Raw genomic sequence first — 14,503 nt, 5'->3', positions numbered from 1 at the left:
GCTTATTGGCTCAGTACGGCTTTACCGCCCTTGAAAATCGCCAACGCGTCTTCGGCGATCTGCTCCGAGGCCAGCACGCCCCGGTTGCGCGCCCAACTGTCGCCATCGACTTCGGCCATGTGCTGGTTACGCACGGCGCCGAGCACTTGCCACAGCGGCTGCTTGCTCCAGCTGTCGACGATGCTCGGGCGGCGGTAATGGCCGACCAGCAACCAGCCCGGGTCGAGCGCAAGCAATTGCTCCAGGCTGACGAATTCGGTGGGCGCGGCATTGGCACGTACGGACGGGACGTTCAGGCCGATGGCCTGCAACACGCTGCCGGCATAGGAGTCCGGGCCGTGCACGGAGAAACTGTCTTCACGGGCGACGCCGAACAACACGCTGGCGCCTGCGGGAATCTGTTGCGCGATAGCCTTGAGGTTTTCTCGGTTCTGCTGGATGCGCGCTTGCATCTGTGCACTTTTGCCGAGGGCCTTGCCGATCAGCGCGGCGGATTTCAGGCTGCCCTGGTAATCCTCACCACGCGACGGCAGCAGCAGGGTGGGCGCGATGCTCGCCAGGTCGTTGTACAACGCCTGATGGCGGTTGAGGTCGGCGACGATCAGGTCGGGCTTGAGCCGGGCGATTTCCTCGATGCTCGGCTGCGAGCGCAGGCCGACGGACGTCCACTGGCCGATGGCTTGGCGCACACGGGGCAGTACGCGGTTGGCATCGCCATCGTCGGCGGCGCCGACCGGGGTGACGTCAACGGCGGCCAGGCTGTCGAGAAACGAGAACTCCAGCACCACGACACGCTTGGGTGCATCCGGCAGATGCACCGCGTGCTGGCCGTCGTTGAGATCGATGGGCGCGGCGTTCAGCAGGCTTGAAGACAACGCCAGGAGGCAGGCGGCAAGAGTGGGGATGGAGCGCAGCATTCGCATGACAAAGACCTCAGCGTTAAAGCACCCCAGCGGGACAGGCCGGGGAAAACGGCGGGTACTATTCCATATTGAGGCGGCGTGATCAAAAAACATTCTCATTAACGCCGCACGTGTGGGAGCTGGCTTGCCTGCGATGGCGGTGTGTCTGTGCCAGATTGGGTGGCTGATACACCGCTATCGCAGGCAAGCCAGCTCCCACATTTTTGATCGGTGTACAGCCGTTAGAAATCGACCGTGGCGGACAGCAAGTAGGTACGCGGCGTCGACAAGGTCAACCCCGGCTCGCTGTCATCCGACGCACCGGCCGAGCTCCAGTAGCGTTTGTCAGCCACGTTCTCCACGTTCGCGCGCAGGGTGATGTGTTTGTCGTCCACCTTGAAGCCATAGCGCGCGCCGAGGTCGAGGCGGTTCCAGGCGTCGATTTGCTTGACGTTGGACTGGTCCAGGTACTGCGAACTGGAATAGATGCCACGGCTGGTCAACGTCAGGCCTTCAAGGCCTGGCACATCCCATTCGGCGCCGAGGTTGACGTTGTATTTGGGCGTCGCCGGCGCGCGGTTGCCGTCGAAGGCGCCATTGGTGGTTTCCTTGAGCTGGCTGTCGATGTACATCACGCCGCCGAGCAACCGCACGCCCTTGAGCGGTTCGCCGAATACGCTGAGTTCCACCCCGTCGTTCTGGCGTTTGCCGTTGGGGCCGAACACGCGCGATGTGGCGTTGGTTTCATAGGCCGGTTGCTTGATACGGAACACGGCGGCGGTCACGGCGAACGCGCCAGCATCGTATTTGGCGCCCACTTCGACCTGGCGGCTGATGAACGGCGGGAAGATCTCGTCTTCATTGATCGAGGTCGAGGGCGCGATCTTGCCCTGGCTCAGGCCTTCCATGTAGTTGGCGTACAGCGACAATTTATCGGTGGCCTTGAACAGGAGACCGCCCGATGGCGAGACCTTTTCTTCGTCGTAGGCGGTGACGCCTTTGACGCCATCGCTCCAGTCGTCCACCTTGACCCGCTGCCAGCGCGCACCCAGGGTGAGCAGCAGGCGATCGTCAAAGAAACCCAGGGTGTCGGACAAGGCCACGCCGCTGAATTTGTTTTCGGTGTAGACCTCGGGATCAAACCGCGTCGGCCGCGACGGCGTCGGCGTTTGCACCGGGTTGTAGAGGTTGCTCGTGGCTTGCGCATAACGCGCGCCGCCGTTGGTGAAGTCCATGTAGAAGTAGCTGGCGGCCAGGTTGACCTCATGGCTCACCGGCCCGGTATGGAACCAGTTGCGCACGCCTGCGGTGTAGGTGCGAACGTTTTCATCGCGGGTGAAGTCCCGTGGCTGCACGCTGAACGCACCGGCCGCATTGGTCACGGACACGGCGTGGCGCAGGAAGTCGTGGTTGCTTTTGCGCGCGCCCACACCGCCGTAGAGCATCAGGTTATCGCTGAGGTCGTACTCACCGTTGACTGTACCAAAGGTGTCGTTGGTGCTGGCCTTGCTCCAGGATTGTGCATAGTTGCGCCGCACATCGTTGGCACTGGGCACCGGCGCCGCAGCCGCCACCTGCACGCGTTCCTGCGGCGCGTCGGTGTCGCGTTCGGTGTGGCCGATGTCGGTGGAAAGGCGCAGGCGTTCGCCACGGAAATCCAGGCCCAGCACGGCCATTTCGCGGTCGACGCTCTGGTGGTCCCACTCGGTATCGCCGGATTGCTTCACGCCGTTGAAGCGGATGCCGAACTTGTTGTCTTCGCCAAAGCGTCGGCCCACGTCCACCGCACCGCCGGCCTGGCTGTCGGAAGCCCAGTTGCCGGTGAACGAGTTGATGTCCTTGTCGGTGGCGCGCTTGGGCACCACGTTGATCCCGCCGCCCACGCTGCCGCGCGGTGAAATGCCGTTGATCAACTGGGTGGGGCCTTTGAAGATGTCGACGCGGTCGGCCATTTCCATGTCGATGGTGTAGGTCGGCAGTACGCCATACAGGCCGTTGTACGACACATCGCTGTTGAACAGGCTGAAGCCGCGGATGGTGAATTGCTCATAACGCCCACCGGCGGGGTTGGTGGAGCGTACCGACGGGTCGCTGGCGATCAGGTCGCCCAGGGTGCGGGCTTGCTGGTTTTTCGCCGCATCGGCGGTGTAGGTGGTCATGCTGAACGGCGTTTCCATGAAGTCCCGCGTGCCCAGCAAACCCTGGGAGCCACGGCGCGCCACTTGCCCACCGGCGTAGGTGTCGCCGTCGTACAGCCCGGTGGTGCCCAGAATCGACGTCGGCGCCAGTTCCAGGCTGCTGCCTTCCGGCGCAGGCACCAGCATATAGGCCTGTTCACCCATGGGTTGCAGTTGCAGGCCGGAGCCTTGCAGCAAACGGGCAAAGCCCTCCTCCACGCCATACTCGCCGGACAAACCGCCGCTGCTGCGCCCGCTGACCAGGGCCGGGTCCACCGACAGGTTGACGCCCGCCAGCCCGGCAAACCGGGTAAGCGCCGCGCTCAGGCTGCCGGCCGGCACCTGGTAGCTGCGGCGGGTGGCGGCGTCTTCGGCAACGCTTACGGAGGGGAATAAGGGGCTCGCGCTGAGGCTCAGCAGCAGGCTCAACTTCAGCAACGGGCGCAAGCGCAAGGGTCGGACTGCAGGCATGGGAGGAAGCTCTCGATTTTGTTCACTTGCCTGGAATGACAGGCGAGGTGAAAAAAGGGGACAGGCTTCGGTCAATTTTTTTCGGTACAGCATAGGTATCTACACAACTTTCAAGAGTTGACAAATCTCCCTGTAGTGAGCGGGCTTGTCCCGCGCTGGGCTGCGAAGCGGCCCCAATAAGGACACCGTAGTGTTCCAGATGAAACCAGATCGTCTGGTTTGGGGCCGCTTCGCAGCCCAGCGCGGGACAAGCCCGCTCACTACAACGATGTGTAGATACCTATGACCATCGCAGGCATGACCATCGCAGGCAAGCCAGCTCCCACATTTGATCGGCGGTGTTTTGCAGGTCGCGCTCGGCCCGTTTACCACACGGCGATGTGCGAGTCCGCCCTTGGCTCGGTGCCGCCGCACAACACGCCGCTGACCGGGTCGCGCAGGATGATCTGCCCGCGCCCGAAGTCGGTGAGGTCGCTGTCGGTCTGCACTTTATGCCCGCGCCGCGCCAGCGCATTGACCAGGTCGCGCGAAGCACCATGTTCGATGCTGACTTTCATGTCGCCCATCCATTGCCAGCGCGGCGCGTCCAATGCCGCTTGCGGGTTGAGGTCGAAGTCCACCAGGTTCATCACCATCTGCACATGGCCTTGGGGCTGCATGTAGCCGCCCATCACGCCGAACGGGCCGAGCGCCTTGCCGTCCTTGGTGAGGAAGCCGGGGATGATGGTATGGAAGGTTTTCTTGCCCGGTGCCAGGCAGTTGGCGTGGGCTGGGTCGAGGCTGAACTCATACCCGCGATTCTGCAGCGCGATGCCGCTGTCGGGCAGCACCACGCCGGAGCCGCAGCCGTGGTAGTTGCTCTGGATGAACGAGACCATGTTGCCTTCGGCGTCGGCCGTGGCCAGGTACACCGTGCCGCTGGCGTGGGGGTCGCCGGGTTTGGGCGGCTGCGCCTGTTCGCCGATCTGGTTGCGGCGACGGGTGCTGTAGTCATCGCTGAGCAGGTCGGCCACCGCCATGCGCATGTGCAGGGGGTCGGTGATGTAGTGCAGGCCGTCGCTGTAGGCCAGCTTCATCGCCTCCAACTGTCGATGCCAGGTGTTCTGGCTGTCGCGGTGATCGAAGCTGAAGCCTTCAAGAATCTTCAGCGCCATCAACGCGACCAGGCCCTGCCCGCTGGGCGGGATTTCCCAGACGTCGACGCCCCGGTAGTTGACGTGGATCGGCTCTACCCATTGGGCGCGGTAGTCCTTGAGGTCGCTGGCGCGCAGGTAGCCGCCGCTGGCGCGCGAATGCGCGTCGAGGCGCTCGGCCAGGGCGCCGCGATACAGGCTTTCGCAACGGGTGGCGGCAAGTTCTTCCAGGGTACGGGCCTGGGCCGGGTTGCGGAAAATCTCCCCGGCGCGTGGCGCACGGCCGTCGATCAGGAAGGTGTCGAACCAGGCCTGCAGTACGTCGTCGCGGTGCGGGGTGTATTCATTCAGCGCGATCTGCCATTGATGCGCGACCACCGGCGACACCGGGAAACCCTCGCGCGCTAGGCTGATGGCCGGTTGCAGCAACTCGGCAAACGGCAGCTTGCCGAAGCGTTGCGACAGCTCGGCCCAGGCCGATGGGCAGCCCGGCACTGTGACGGGGGTCCAGCCATACACCGGTATCCGGTCATGCCCCGCCGCCTTGACCGCCTCGATACTCAAGGCGGCCGGCGCGTGGCCGTTGCCGTTGAGGCCGTGCAACTGGCCCTTGCACCACACCAGGGCAAACGCATCGCCGCCCAGGCCGCAGCCGGTAGGCTCGACGACCGTGAGCGCCGCCGCCGTGGCGATGGCGGCGTCAATGGCGTTACCGCCCTTTTGCATGATCTCGATGCCGGCCTGGGCAGCCAGGGGCTGGGACGCCGCGACCATGCCGCGCTTGGCGAACACACTTTGGCGTTGCGATGAATAGGGGTATTCGTGAGCGGAGAAATTCAACATGGCAAAGGCTCTTAAAAAAGGTCATAACACGCGGCTGAGAAAGGCCCGGGTACGCGGGTGGCTGGGGTGGCTGAAAATCTGTTCCGGCGGCCCCTGTTCGATGAGCTCGCCCTGGTCGAGCACGACCACGCGATCGGCCACCTCGCGGGCAAAGCCCATTTCATGGGTGACCACCACCATGGTCATGCCCTCCTCGGCCAGCTGTTTCATCACTTGCAGCACTTCACCGACGGTTTCCGGGTCGAGGGCGCTGGTGGGTTCGTCGAACAGCATCGCCTGGGGTTTCATCGCCAGGGCGCGGGCGATGGCCACCCGTTGTTGCTGGCCGCCGGAGAGCATTGACGGGTAGTGGTCGGCCTTGTCCGCCAGCCCGACCCTTGCCAACAGACCGCGGGCCTGCTCCAGGGCTTCGGCGCGTGGCACGCCGAGCACCTGGATCGGCGCTTCGATGATGTTTTCCAGCGCGGTCATGTGCGGGAACAGGTTGAAACGCTGGAACACCATGCCGATGTCGCGGCGCTGGCGCGCAATGTTGCGCTCCGAATCGCGCATCAGGCTGCCGTCGGCACGTTCGCGATAGCCCATGGCACGGCCGTTGACGCGGATGCGCCCGCCCTGGATGTCCTCGAGCAAGTTGATGCAGCGGATAAAGGTGGTCTTGCCGGAGCCGGAAGCGCCGATCAACACCACCACTTCGCCACGCCGCACCTGCAGGGAAATACCCTTGAGAATCTGCAAGTGCCCGAACGACTTCTGAACATCCAGCGCTTCGATGATCAGTTCTTCACTTTTGTGCGCCATGGTTAACGTCCCCTCAGCAATTTCAAGGCGCTGCGACCGAACATGCGGCTGGCGGCGGGCGGCGGCGCGCAGGGCCGGTCGGACTGGCCGAAGCGGCGTTCGAGCCAACTCTGAAAGAAGCCCCACAGGGTAGTCAGGGTCAGGAAGTACAGGGCGACCACCAGGTACAGCTCGAACACGCGGAAGGTCGCCGAGGTGATCATCTGGGTGCTGAGCAGCAGCTCTTGCACACCGATTACGCTGACCAGGGTGGTGTTCTTGAGCATCACGTTGAACTCATTGCCCAGCGGCGGCACGATCACCCGGAACGCCTGGGGCAGCACGATGCGCCGCATCAGCTTGCCAAACCCCATGCCCAGGGAACGTCCGGCCTCGTATTGGCCCTTGTCCACCGCGCCGATGCCGGCGCGGATGATTTCGGCCATGTACGCGCCTTCATTCAGGCCCAGAGCGATGATCGCCGCCTGGATATTGCCGGGGACTGTCAGGCCGAACAGCTCGATATCCTCGAAGCGGAAGATCCCGCCCGCCGCCAGCGCCGTGTACAGGAACACGATCTGTACCAGCAACGGCGTACCGCGCATCAGCCACACGTAAAAGCGCACCGGCAGGTGCAGCAGCGGGTTCTTCGACAGACGCAACAGCGCCGCCGCCAACCCCAGCGCGCAGCCCAGCAGCATCGCCGACACCGCGATCAGGCAGGTCAGCCACAGCCCGGTGAGGTACACCCCGCTCGGCTGCAACAGGTACTGCCAGAACACATCCCAATTGAAATTCATCGTTGTAGAACCTCAGTCGAGTGTGTCGCTGCTGACATGCCATTTGTTGAGCAATTGCACATAGCTGCCGTCGCTGCGCATGTCATTGATGATTTGCTGCACGGCGGCGCTCAGTTGCGGGTCATCCTTGCGCATACCCAGGCCGGTGAGGATGCGGCTGAATGCCGGCACGCCTTCCTGGAACAGGTCCGGGGCCATTGCGGCGTAATAGCCGGCGGTTTCCACGGTGGTGCCGTAGGCGTCGACCTGGCTGATGCGCAGGGCCTGGAAGGCGTCGGTGTCGGTGTTGTAGACCACCAGTTTCATCAAAGGCTTGCCGGCCTTGGCCAAGCTTTCGTTTTGCGTATCCAGCAGGGTCTTGATGGTGGAGCCGTTGAGGACGGCGACCTTATGCCCGGAGAGGTCATCCAGGGTCTTGATGCCTTTGGGATTGCCCTTGGGCACCACCACCGACTGGCTGGAATACATATAGTTGACGATGTCGATCACCTGCCGCCGCTCCGGCTTGTCGAACAGCTGGTCGACGATCAGGTCGCATTGCTGGGCAAGCAACGCCGGCACCAGGCCAGAGAACGGAATCACCCGCCACTGCACCGGTTTGTCGCCCAGGCGCTTGGCGATTTCCAGGCCGAGGTCGACGGTGAGCCCACGCGGTTTCTGCGCTTCGTCGAAAGACACCAGGGGCGGTGAATCCATCCCCGAGCAGTAGGTGAGTTTGTCGACGTTCTTCAGGCGCTCCGGCACCTGGGGTGCGGCGCAGGCCCATTGGGTACAGAGGCCGAGGGAGACAGCTACCAGCAAGGCGCGGTATTTATGCATGACCAGACACTCCAGTTCGTTGGTTGACGGGGCAGGACTCAAAGTCAAAACACAGCAGGTCGTTGTTATTGTTTGGTTTGCAGGAACTGGATCAGCGCAGGCACGGTGCCTTCGATGTGTTCGCGTACGACGGCTTCGGCCCGAGCGGCATCACCGGCACGAATCGCGTCAAGGATCACCGCGTGTTCCTGGCGCGCGCTGAGGGGTTTTTCGCCGTGCTGCAGCCACAGGCGCATGGGCGCTTCCACCAGCGAGTACAGCGCTGAGATCTGCCTCATCAAGCGCGGGCGGCCGCTGAGGCTGCACAGGTATTCGTGGAAAGCGCGGTGACGGCTGACCCATGCGGCGCTTTCGTCGCGGTAGTCGTCCATCTCGTCAAGCAGGCGCTCCAGGGCAGCCAGTTGGCGCTCACCGATACGCCCGACCGCGACACGCACCGCCAGGCCTTCGAGGGCGCTGCGCATTTCAAACACTTCATGCAGTTCATCAATATCCAGGCCGCTGACGACGGCACCGCGATTGGGCCGCAACGTCACCAGACCCTGGGCATCCAGCCGCCGAAAGGCTTCGCGTACCGGCATGCGGCTCATGCCGATCTCGCTGGCGATGTCTTCGGCGATCAGCCGATCGCCCTTGCGATAACGACCGCTGCAAATGGCGTCGAGCAGGAAGTTGTATGCCTCTTCTTCGGCGGTGAGCGGCTGACGGTCAACATAAGCGGGAGCAAATTGCATCGACAGCACCTTTTGAATTTTTGTATCCAATTATCCATAAATGCAAAATAGCAGGATGCGTGCCAAGTGATGCCAGGGCGTGCCAAGTGGTTGATTCGGATGGGATAGGTAGAAAACGCCGACGGCGTTCATGGAAGGATGATGTAGGAATTGCTACCAAACCGCTCAGGAAACGCCCTGTTAGTGGGCAGAAGTAACAGGAGCGGGTTTACGCCGCTCCGGTTCGTCTCAAGACAGTCATAAAGAAGGAACTCAGCTGCAAACCTTCGGTCCGCTGATACACATATTTACATTTCACTGGACGGTTGGGCCGGATGAAACAGACATCACTCTTCGGCACTGGACCTGCGGGCCATGCTAAACAGGCTTTTTATACGCCCTTCTCGGGGCCATGGCTCTCGACCACACGCCCGCTGGCCGTGCACCCGTTCAATCGCTGCCGGAACATCGAGTCAGGCGCGGTGTTCATCATTGCGTCCGGCCCTTCGGCCAAGTCGTTTCCCATCGAAAGATTTGCGCACGTGCCGATGATCACGATGAATGGCGCTATTTCGATGTTCAAGGACACTGACATAAAGCCCTACTTTTATGCCTGTACGGACCGAAGCTTTTCGCAGCAACAGCCGGATTTGTTCAAGCATGCCATGGCGGTCAGCCAGCGAGTCGCGCTGTGGGAAGACCACGCGCGTTCGTCGTATGCTCGTCCAGCTGGACGGTTCTATCCACTGTCCAAAGCCGAAAGACCCTCGTGGCTGGAATCCGCTCTGGGAAAACGCAGGGAGCTGGTCGTCAATCACTCCTGGCTCCCCACGCGTCAACGGCCGCTGGGGTTCAGCAAAGACATGAGCGAGGGGTTTTTTGATGCGCGAACCGTGGCGTATCTGGCCATACAGTTGGCCTACCACGTGGGCTTCAACCAGGTTTTTCTGGTAGGTGTAGACCTGGATGAGGGCTCAGGAAGGTTTTACGAAACCCCTGAATCCATACAGTCGCCCTGTGGACTCGATCAGCACTATTCCACGCGCATATTGCCGTCGTTTGAACTGATGTCACGCAAAGTCATGGGCGATGACTTCATGGTTTACAACCTGTCCGAGGTTTCGAAAATTCCGAACGACGTGGTCCCGCGTGTCACGCTCGCGCAGGTTGAGAGCATGCTGGCGTAGCGTTACGCAGACGCCGACCCTGTTTATCAAACAGGGTCGCGCCATCCGCAGTCAGCCGGCCCTTGATGTGTCTTTGGCAAGCATCGATTTGGGGATCAGCAGGATCAGCACACAGCTGACGAGCAGGCAACCACCCAAGACATAGGTGCCGTTGTTCATGTCGCCGGTCAGCGTTTCCGCCATGGCCGTAATCATCGAACCGGTGAACCCGGAAAGGTTGCCGATCGCGTTGATCATGCCGATGCCTGCCGCGGCCGCCACACCCGAAAGAACCGTGCCCGGCAATGTCCAGAAAATCGGCATCAGGCTCAACAAGCCAGACGCGGAGACGCTGAGGAAGAAAATCGACACCGGCAGGTTATGGGCAAAGATCGCGCTGAAAATCAGCCCTACCCCGCCGATGAATGCCGGTATTGCCGCATGCAGTCGGCGCTCGCCGGTTTTGTTGGAGTGCCAGGCATTGAGGGTCATGGCCACGATAGCAGTGGAGTACGGGATGGCCGTGAGCAGGCCAATGTGCAGGGTATTGGAAATGCCCGTGGCCTTGATGATCGTTGGCATCCAGAACGCCAGCCCATAGAAACCGGTATTGAACGTCAGCAAGATCAGCACCAGCAACCACACCCGACCATTGAAGATCACCTCGCGCAGGCTCGACGCTTTCCTGGTGTTTTCTCGGTCGAGGTTGTTTTTGAGCATGTTCTTTTCTGCCGTGCTCAGCCACTTGGCGTTGTCGATTTTATCGACCAGCAGCGTCACCACGATTACGGCCATGATCAAGGACGGAATCCCTTCGATAATCAGCATCCACTGCCAACCCGCCATCCCGTGGACACCCTGCATCGCCGACATCAACCACCCCGACAGGATCCCGCCCAAGGTCAGGCTGATCGGCATCGCCATCAGGAAACCTGCCATGACTCGGCTCTGGCGGTGCGTCGGAAACCAGTAGTTGAGGTAGAGAATCACCCCTGGGAAGAAACCCGCTTCGCACACGCCCAGCAGGAAGCGCAGCAGGTAAAACATGGTTTCCGATTCGATGTGGAAGAACTTTGCCAGCGGTACGGTAAAGGCTACCGCCATGGAGACAATGCTCCAGCTGATCATGATGCGGGCGATCCAGAGGCGCGCGCCGAAGCGATGGAGGAACAGGTTGCTGGGGACTTCGAAGAGGAAATACCCCCAGAAGAAAATGCTCGCGCCGAGGGCGTAGACGGTGTTGCTGAATTGCAGGTCGTTGAGCATGTCCAGCTTGGCAAAGCCGATATTCACCCTGTCCAGGTACGCCGCCATGTAGCAAAACAGCAGGATTGGCAGGATGCGCAGGATAACTTTGCGGTAGGTACGATCCTCGCAGGTAAGCGCCGCCGAGCCCTCTCCTTCGAGAGGACGCTGAGATACTGATTCCATGTGTTGACCTCAAGGCATGTCGTCATGCCGATTGTTTTTGTTTTAGCTTGCCACCTTGAGCAACCTGGACTGACCTAAGCCAATGCGCAGGGAAAGGAATCTGCAAGTGGGTATGTTACCGGTAACATTTTTAGTTTAGCCATGACTTTCGAGGCAAAGCAAGCGGGCTCGATCAAAAAATTCAGGTGCTTTCGCGTGCCATGATTTGGAATTCGACGACATCGCACGTTTGCGCCCGGGGCAGCCCGAGACGCTGTGCGGCGGCACTGGCTACCAGTAATTCACCGGCGCGACGGCCGATTCGGTAAGGATCAACCGAGACCGTGGTGATGGTCGGCGTGCAATAGCGCGATACTTCAAAATCGCCGAAACCGGCGATTGCGATGTCGCCGGGCACACGCCGACCCTGTCGATGGCATTCCATGATGGCTCCGAACGCCGACAGGTCACTGACGCACATCACCGCGTCGGTGTCCGGCCACCTTTCCAGCAGCCGCTTCACGGATTCTCCGCCGTGGCTCATGGTGATAGGCGACTCGCCATATTCCATCACCCTGGGCTGCGCGCCCGCCGCCGCGACGGCCTGCAGGTAGCCTTGCTGGCGTTGCTGGCCACGGTGGTCGAGTACCGACGCCCCGCCGATGTAGCCAATCCGTCGATACCCTTGCTGGTGCAGGTGCTCATACAGTGCCGCCGCAGCGGCCACGTTGCTGAACCCGACCGATTGCTCGATGGGATCGTCCGGAATGTCCCATGTCTCGACCACGGGCACTTGCGCCTGGCGCAGCAGCCTGCGGGTTTCGTCCAAGTGCGCGCTGCCGGTCAACATCACCCCCACCGGTCGATGCCGCAGCAGCGTACGCACCAGCAGTGCCTCTTGTTCGAGGTGGTAATCCGTGTCCCCCAGCAGCAGGCACAGGCCGTGCCCGCTGACGGCGTCATTCAGGCCGCGCACGGTGTCGGCAAAGTTCGAGCTGGCCAAGGACGGCACCAACGCCACGATAAATTCGGAACGCCCGGTGGCCAGGGTCCCGGCCGATGCATCAGGCAGGTAGCCGAGGGTTTCAATCGCTTCATGCACCCGCTTTTGGGTGCGCTGCGACACATCGCGACCGGCCAGGACCCGGGAAACCGTCATCTTCGAAACACCGGCCAGTTTGGCCACATCGGCCATACGCGGCGGCGTGGTGGTTTTGCCTGAATCCTCGTAACTCATGAACGTCCTGTTTTCCTGGAAATGACCGGAGGACCCTGGGAATCAACGCCTCGAACACGGATGGGGACTGATTATACATGGGCACCGACTGGCCGACCTCTGCTCGTTACGCACGTGGACAACGCCTGCTTGAGTATCAAGATTGGGCCTTTACAAAAAAAATGTTACCGGTAACATCGAGGCATTCGAACACCGGTTGATGCGTATGTCTTCTTCGCCCTGCGGTGTTCACTTTCAATCGACATGCTTCTAACAAGAGATAAAACCATGCCTGAAAGCACGCGCCTGCACCTGCGAAGTCAACAATGGTTTGACGATCCCAGTCACGCCGACATGACCGCGCTCTACGTTGAACGCTTCATGAATTACGGTATGACGCGCGAGGAGTTGCAATCGGGTCGCCCCATCATTGGTATCGCCCAAACCGGTAGCGATCTGGCGCCGTGCAACCGCCACCACCTTGAACTCTCGCAACGCACCAAGGCGGGCATTCGCGATGCCGGGGGCATTCCGATGGAGTTCCCGGTGCACCCGATGGCCGAACAAACCCGGCGCCCCACTGCGGCGCTGGATCGCAACCTGGCCTACCTCGGCCTGGTCGAGATTCTGCATGGGTACCCGCTCGACGGCGTGGTGCTGACCACGGGCTGCGACAAGACCACCCCGGCCTGCCTGATGGCGGCGGCGACGGTGGATATTCCGGCGATCGTATTGTCAGGCGGCCCGATGCTCGATGGGCACCACAAGGGCCAGTTGATCGGCTCCGGCACTGTGCTTTGGCAGGCGCGCAATTTGCTGGCCAGCGGTGAAATCGACTACGAAGGCTTCATGGAGATGACCACCGCGGCCTCGCCTTCGATCGGTCACTGCAACACCATGGGCACCGCACTGTCGATGAATGCACTGGCCGAGGCGCTGGGCATGTCGCTGCCCGGCTGCGCCAGCATTCCGGCGGCGTATCGTGAACGCGGCCAGATGGCCTACGCCACAGGCAAGCGTATCGTCGATATGGTCCGCCAGGACATCCGGCCTTCGCACATCATGACCCGCGAAGCTTTCGAGAACGCCATCGCCGTGGCGTCGGCACTGGGCGCCTCGACCAATTGCCCGCCGCACCTGATCGCTATCGCGCGGCACACCGGCGTCGACCTCAGCCTGGAAGACTGGCAACGCATCGGCGAAGACGTACCGCTGCTGGTCAACTGCATGCCCGCCGGCAAATACCTCGGTGAAGGGTTCCACCGCGCCGGCGGCGTGCCTGCCGTGATGCACGAACTGAAGAACGCCGGCCGGCTGCATGAAGCGTGCGCCACGGTGTCGGGCAAGACCATTGGCGAGATCGTCAGCCACAGCGCCGCCAGCGATACGGACGTGATCCATGGGTATGCAGACCCGTTGATCCAACGCGCCGGGTTTATCGTGTTGAGCGGCAACTTTTTCGACAGCGCCATCATGAAGATGTCAGTGGTGGGTGAAGCCTTCCGTAAAACCTACTTGTCCGAACCCGGCGCGGAGAACAGTTTCGAAGCCCGCGCCATTGTTTTCGAAGGCCCCGAGGACTATCAGGCCCGAATCAACGACCCGGCCCTGGACATCGACGAGCGCTGCATTCTGGTCATTCGGGGCTGCGGCACCGTGGGTTATCCGGGCAGCGCCGAAGTGGTCAACATGGCACCTCCCGCCGCACTGATCAAACGCGGCATCGACTCCCTGCCCTGCCTGGGCGACGGGCGCCAAAGCGGCACCTCGGCAAGCCCGTCGATTCTCAACATGTCGCCTGAAGCCGCGGTGGGCGGCGGGATCGGTTTGCTGCAAACCAATGACCGGCTGCGCGTCGACCTCAATGCACGCCGGGTCGACCTGCTGGTAGATGAAAGCGAAATGGCACGCCGTCAGGCAGCGTTCAAGCCGTCCATTCCAGCGTCGCAAACGCCGTGGCAGGAAATCTACCGGCAACAGGTTGGCCAACTTTCCACTGGCGGTTGCCTGGAACCCGCGACCTTGCATCTGCGCGTCATCGCACGCAGCGGCGATCCACGCCATTCCCACTGA

The 14,503-nt window shown here is 61.7% G+C and carries 11 protein-coding genes; 2 read left to right on the top strand and 9 right to left on the bottom strand.

The features are described 5' to 3' along the window. Nucleotides 1-2: 2 nt before the first annotated feature. The 7 genes from ACLH0H_RS19090 to ACLH0H_RS19060 form a co-directional block, all read right to left on the bottom strand. The gene (locus tag ACLH0H_RS19090) at nucleotides 3-917 is read right to left on the bottom strand and encodes a Fe(3+) dicitrate ABC transporter substrate-binding protein (protein ID WP_411382439.1); all 915 of its coding nucleotides are present in this window, start codon (nucleotides 915-917) and stop codon (nucleotides 3-5) included. 227 nt (nucleotides 918-1,144) lie between these two features. Then, nucleotides 1,145-3,550, bottom strand: coding sequence for a TonB-dependent siderophore receptor (locus tag ACLH0H_RS19085; protein WP_411379190.1), 2,406 nt, complete (start codon nucleotides 3,548-3,550; stop codon nucleotides 1,145-1,147). A 365-nt stretch (nucleotides 3,551-3,915) separates the two neighbouring features. Continuing rightward, the gene (locus ACLH0H_RS19080; protein ID WP_411379189.1) at nucleotides 3,916-5,526 is read right to left on the bottom strand and encodes a gamma-glutamyltransferase family protein; all 1,611 of its coding nucleotides are present in this window, start codon (nucleotides 5,524-5,526) and stop codon (nucleotides 3,916-3,918) included. A gap of 21 nt (nucleotides 5,527-5,547) precedes the next feature. Beyond that, a complete protein-coding gene (locus ACLH0H_RS19075) occupies nucleotides 5,548-6,327 on the bottom strand; it encodes an amino acid ABC transporter ATP-binding protein (protein WP_411379188.1) in 780 nt (259 codons plus the stop codon). 2 nt (nucleotides 6,328-6,329) lie between these two features. Then, nucleotides 6,330-7,106 carry an amino acid ABC transporter permease gene (locus ACLH0H_RS19070; protein ID WP_411379187.1) on the bottom strand — a complete coding sequence of 259 codons (777 nt, stop codon included), beginning with the start codon at nucleotides 7,104-7,106 and terminating at the stop codon, nucleotides 6,330-6,332. A gap of 12 nt (nucleotides 7,107-7,118) precedes the next feature. Beyond that, nucleotides 7,119-7,925 (bottom strand): ABC transporter substrate-binding protein, encoded by an 807-nt coding sequence (locus tag ACLH0H_RS19065; RefSeq protein WP_411379186.1) that lies wholly within the window; start codon nucleotides 7,923-7,925, stop codon nucleotides 7,119-7,121. Between the two features lie 65 nt (nucleotides 7,926-7,990). Further along, nucleotides 7,991-8,659 (bottom strand): GntR family transcriptional regulator, encoded by a 669-nt coding sequence (locus tag ACLH0H_RS19060; protein WP_411379185.1) that lies wholly within the window; start codon nucleotides 8,657-8,659, stop codon nucleotides 7,991-7,993. A 314-nt stretch (nucleotides 8,660-8,973) separates the two neighbouring features. Here ACLH0H_RS19060 and ACLH0H_RS19055 point away from each other — a divergent pair, with 314 nt between their 5' ends. Beyond that, on the top strand, nucleotides 8,974-9,825 hold the full coding sequence (locus ACLH0H_RS19055; protein ID WP_411379184.1) for a lipopolysaccharide biosynthesis protein: 852 nt from the start codon (nucleotides 8,974-8,976) through the stop codon (nucleotides 9,823-9,825). A gap of 51 nt (nucleotides 9,826-9,876) precedes the next feature. Here ACLH0H_RS19055 and ACLH0H_RS19050 read toward each other — a convergent pair whose 3' ends face one another. Together ACLH0H_RS19050 and ACLH0H_RS19045 are read right to left on the bottom strand one after the other, a co-directional pair. After that, entirely contained in the window at nucleotides 9,877-11,235 is a 1,359-nt protein-coding gene (locus tag ACLH0H_RS19050; RefSeq protein WP_411379183.1) for an MFS transporter, read from the bottom strand. 181 nt (nucleotides 11,236-11,416) lie between these two features. Next, nucleotides 11,417-12,451 carry a LacI family DNA-binding transcriptional regulator gene (locus ACLH0H_RS19045; protein ID WP_411379182.1) on the bottom strand — a complete coding sequence of 345 codons (1,035 nt, stop codon included), beginning with the start codon at nucleotides 12,449-12,451 and terminating at the stop codon, nucleotides 11,417-11,419. A gap of 267 nt (nucleotides 12,452-12,718) precedes the next feature. Between ACLH0H_RS19045 and ACLH0H_RS19040 the strand changes: the two genes are divergently transcribed. Beyond that, nucleotides 12,719-14,503, top strand: coding sequence for an IlvD/Edd family dehydratase (locus ACLH0H_RS19040; RefSeq protein WP_411379181.1), 1,785 nt, complete (start codon nucleotides 12,719-12,721; stop codon nucleotides 14,501-14,503).

This window comes from Pseudomonas sp. MPB26, assembly GCF_046605355.1.
GTDB lineage: Bacteria > Pseudomonadota > Gammaproteobacteria > Pseudomonadales > Pseudomonadaceae > Aquipseudomonas > Aquipseudomonas cedrina.
This window is presented reverse-complemented; position numbering and strand designations above follow the sequence as displayed.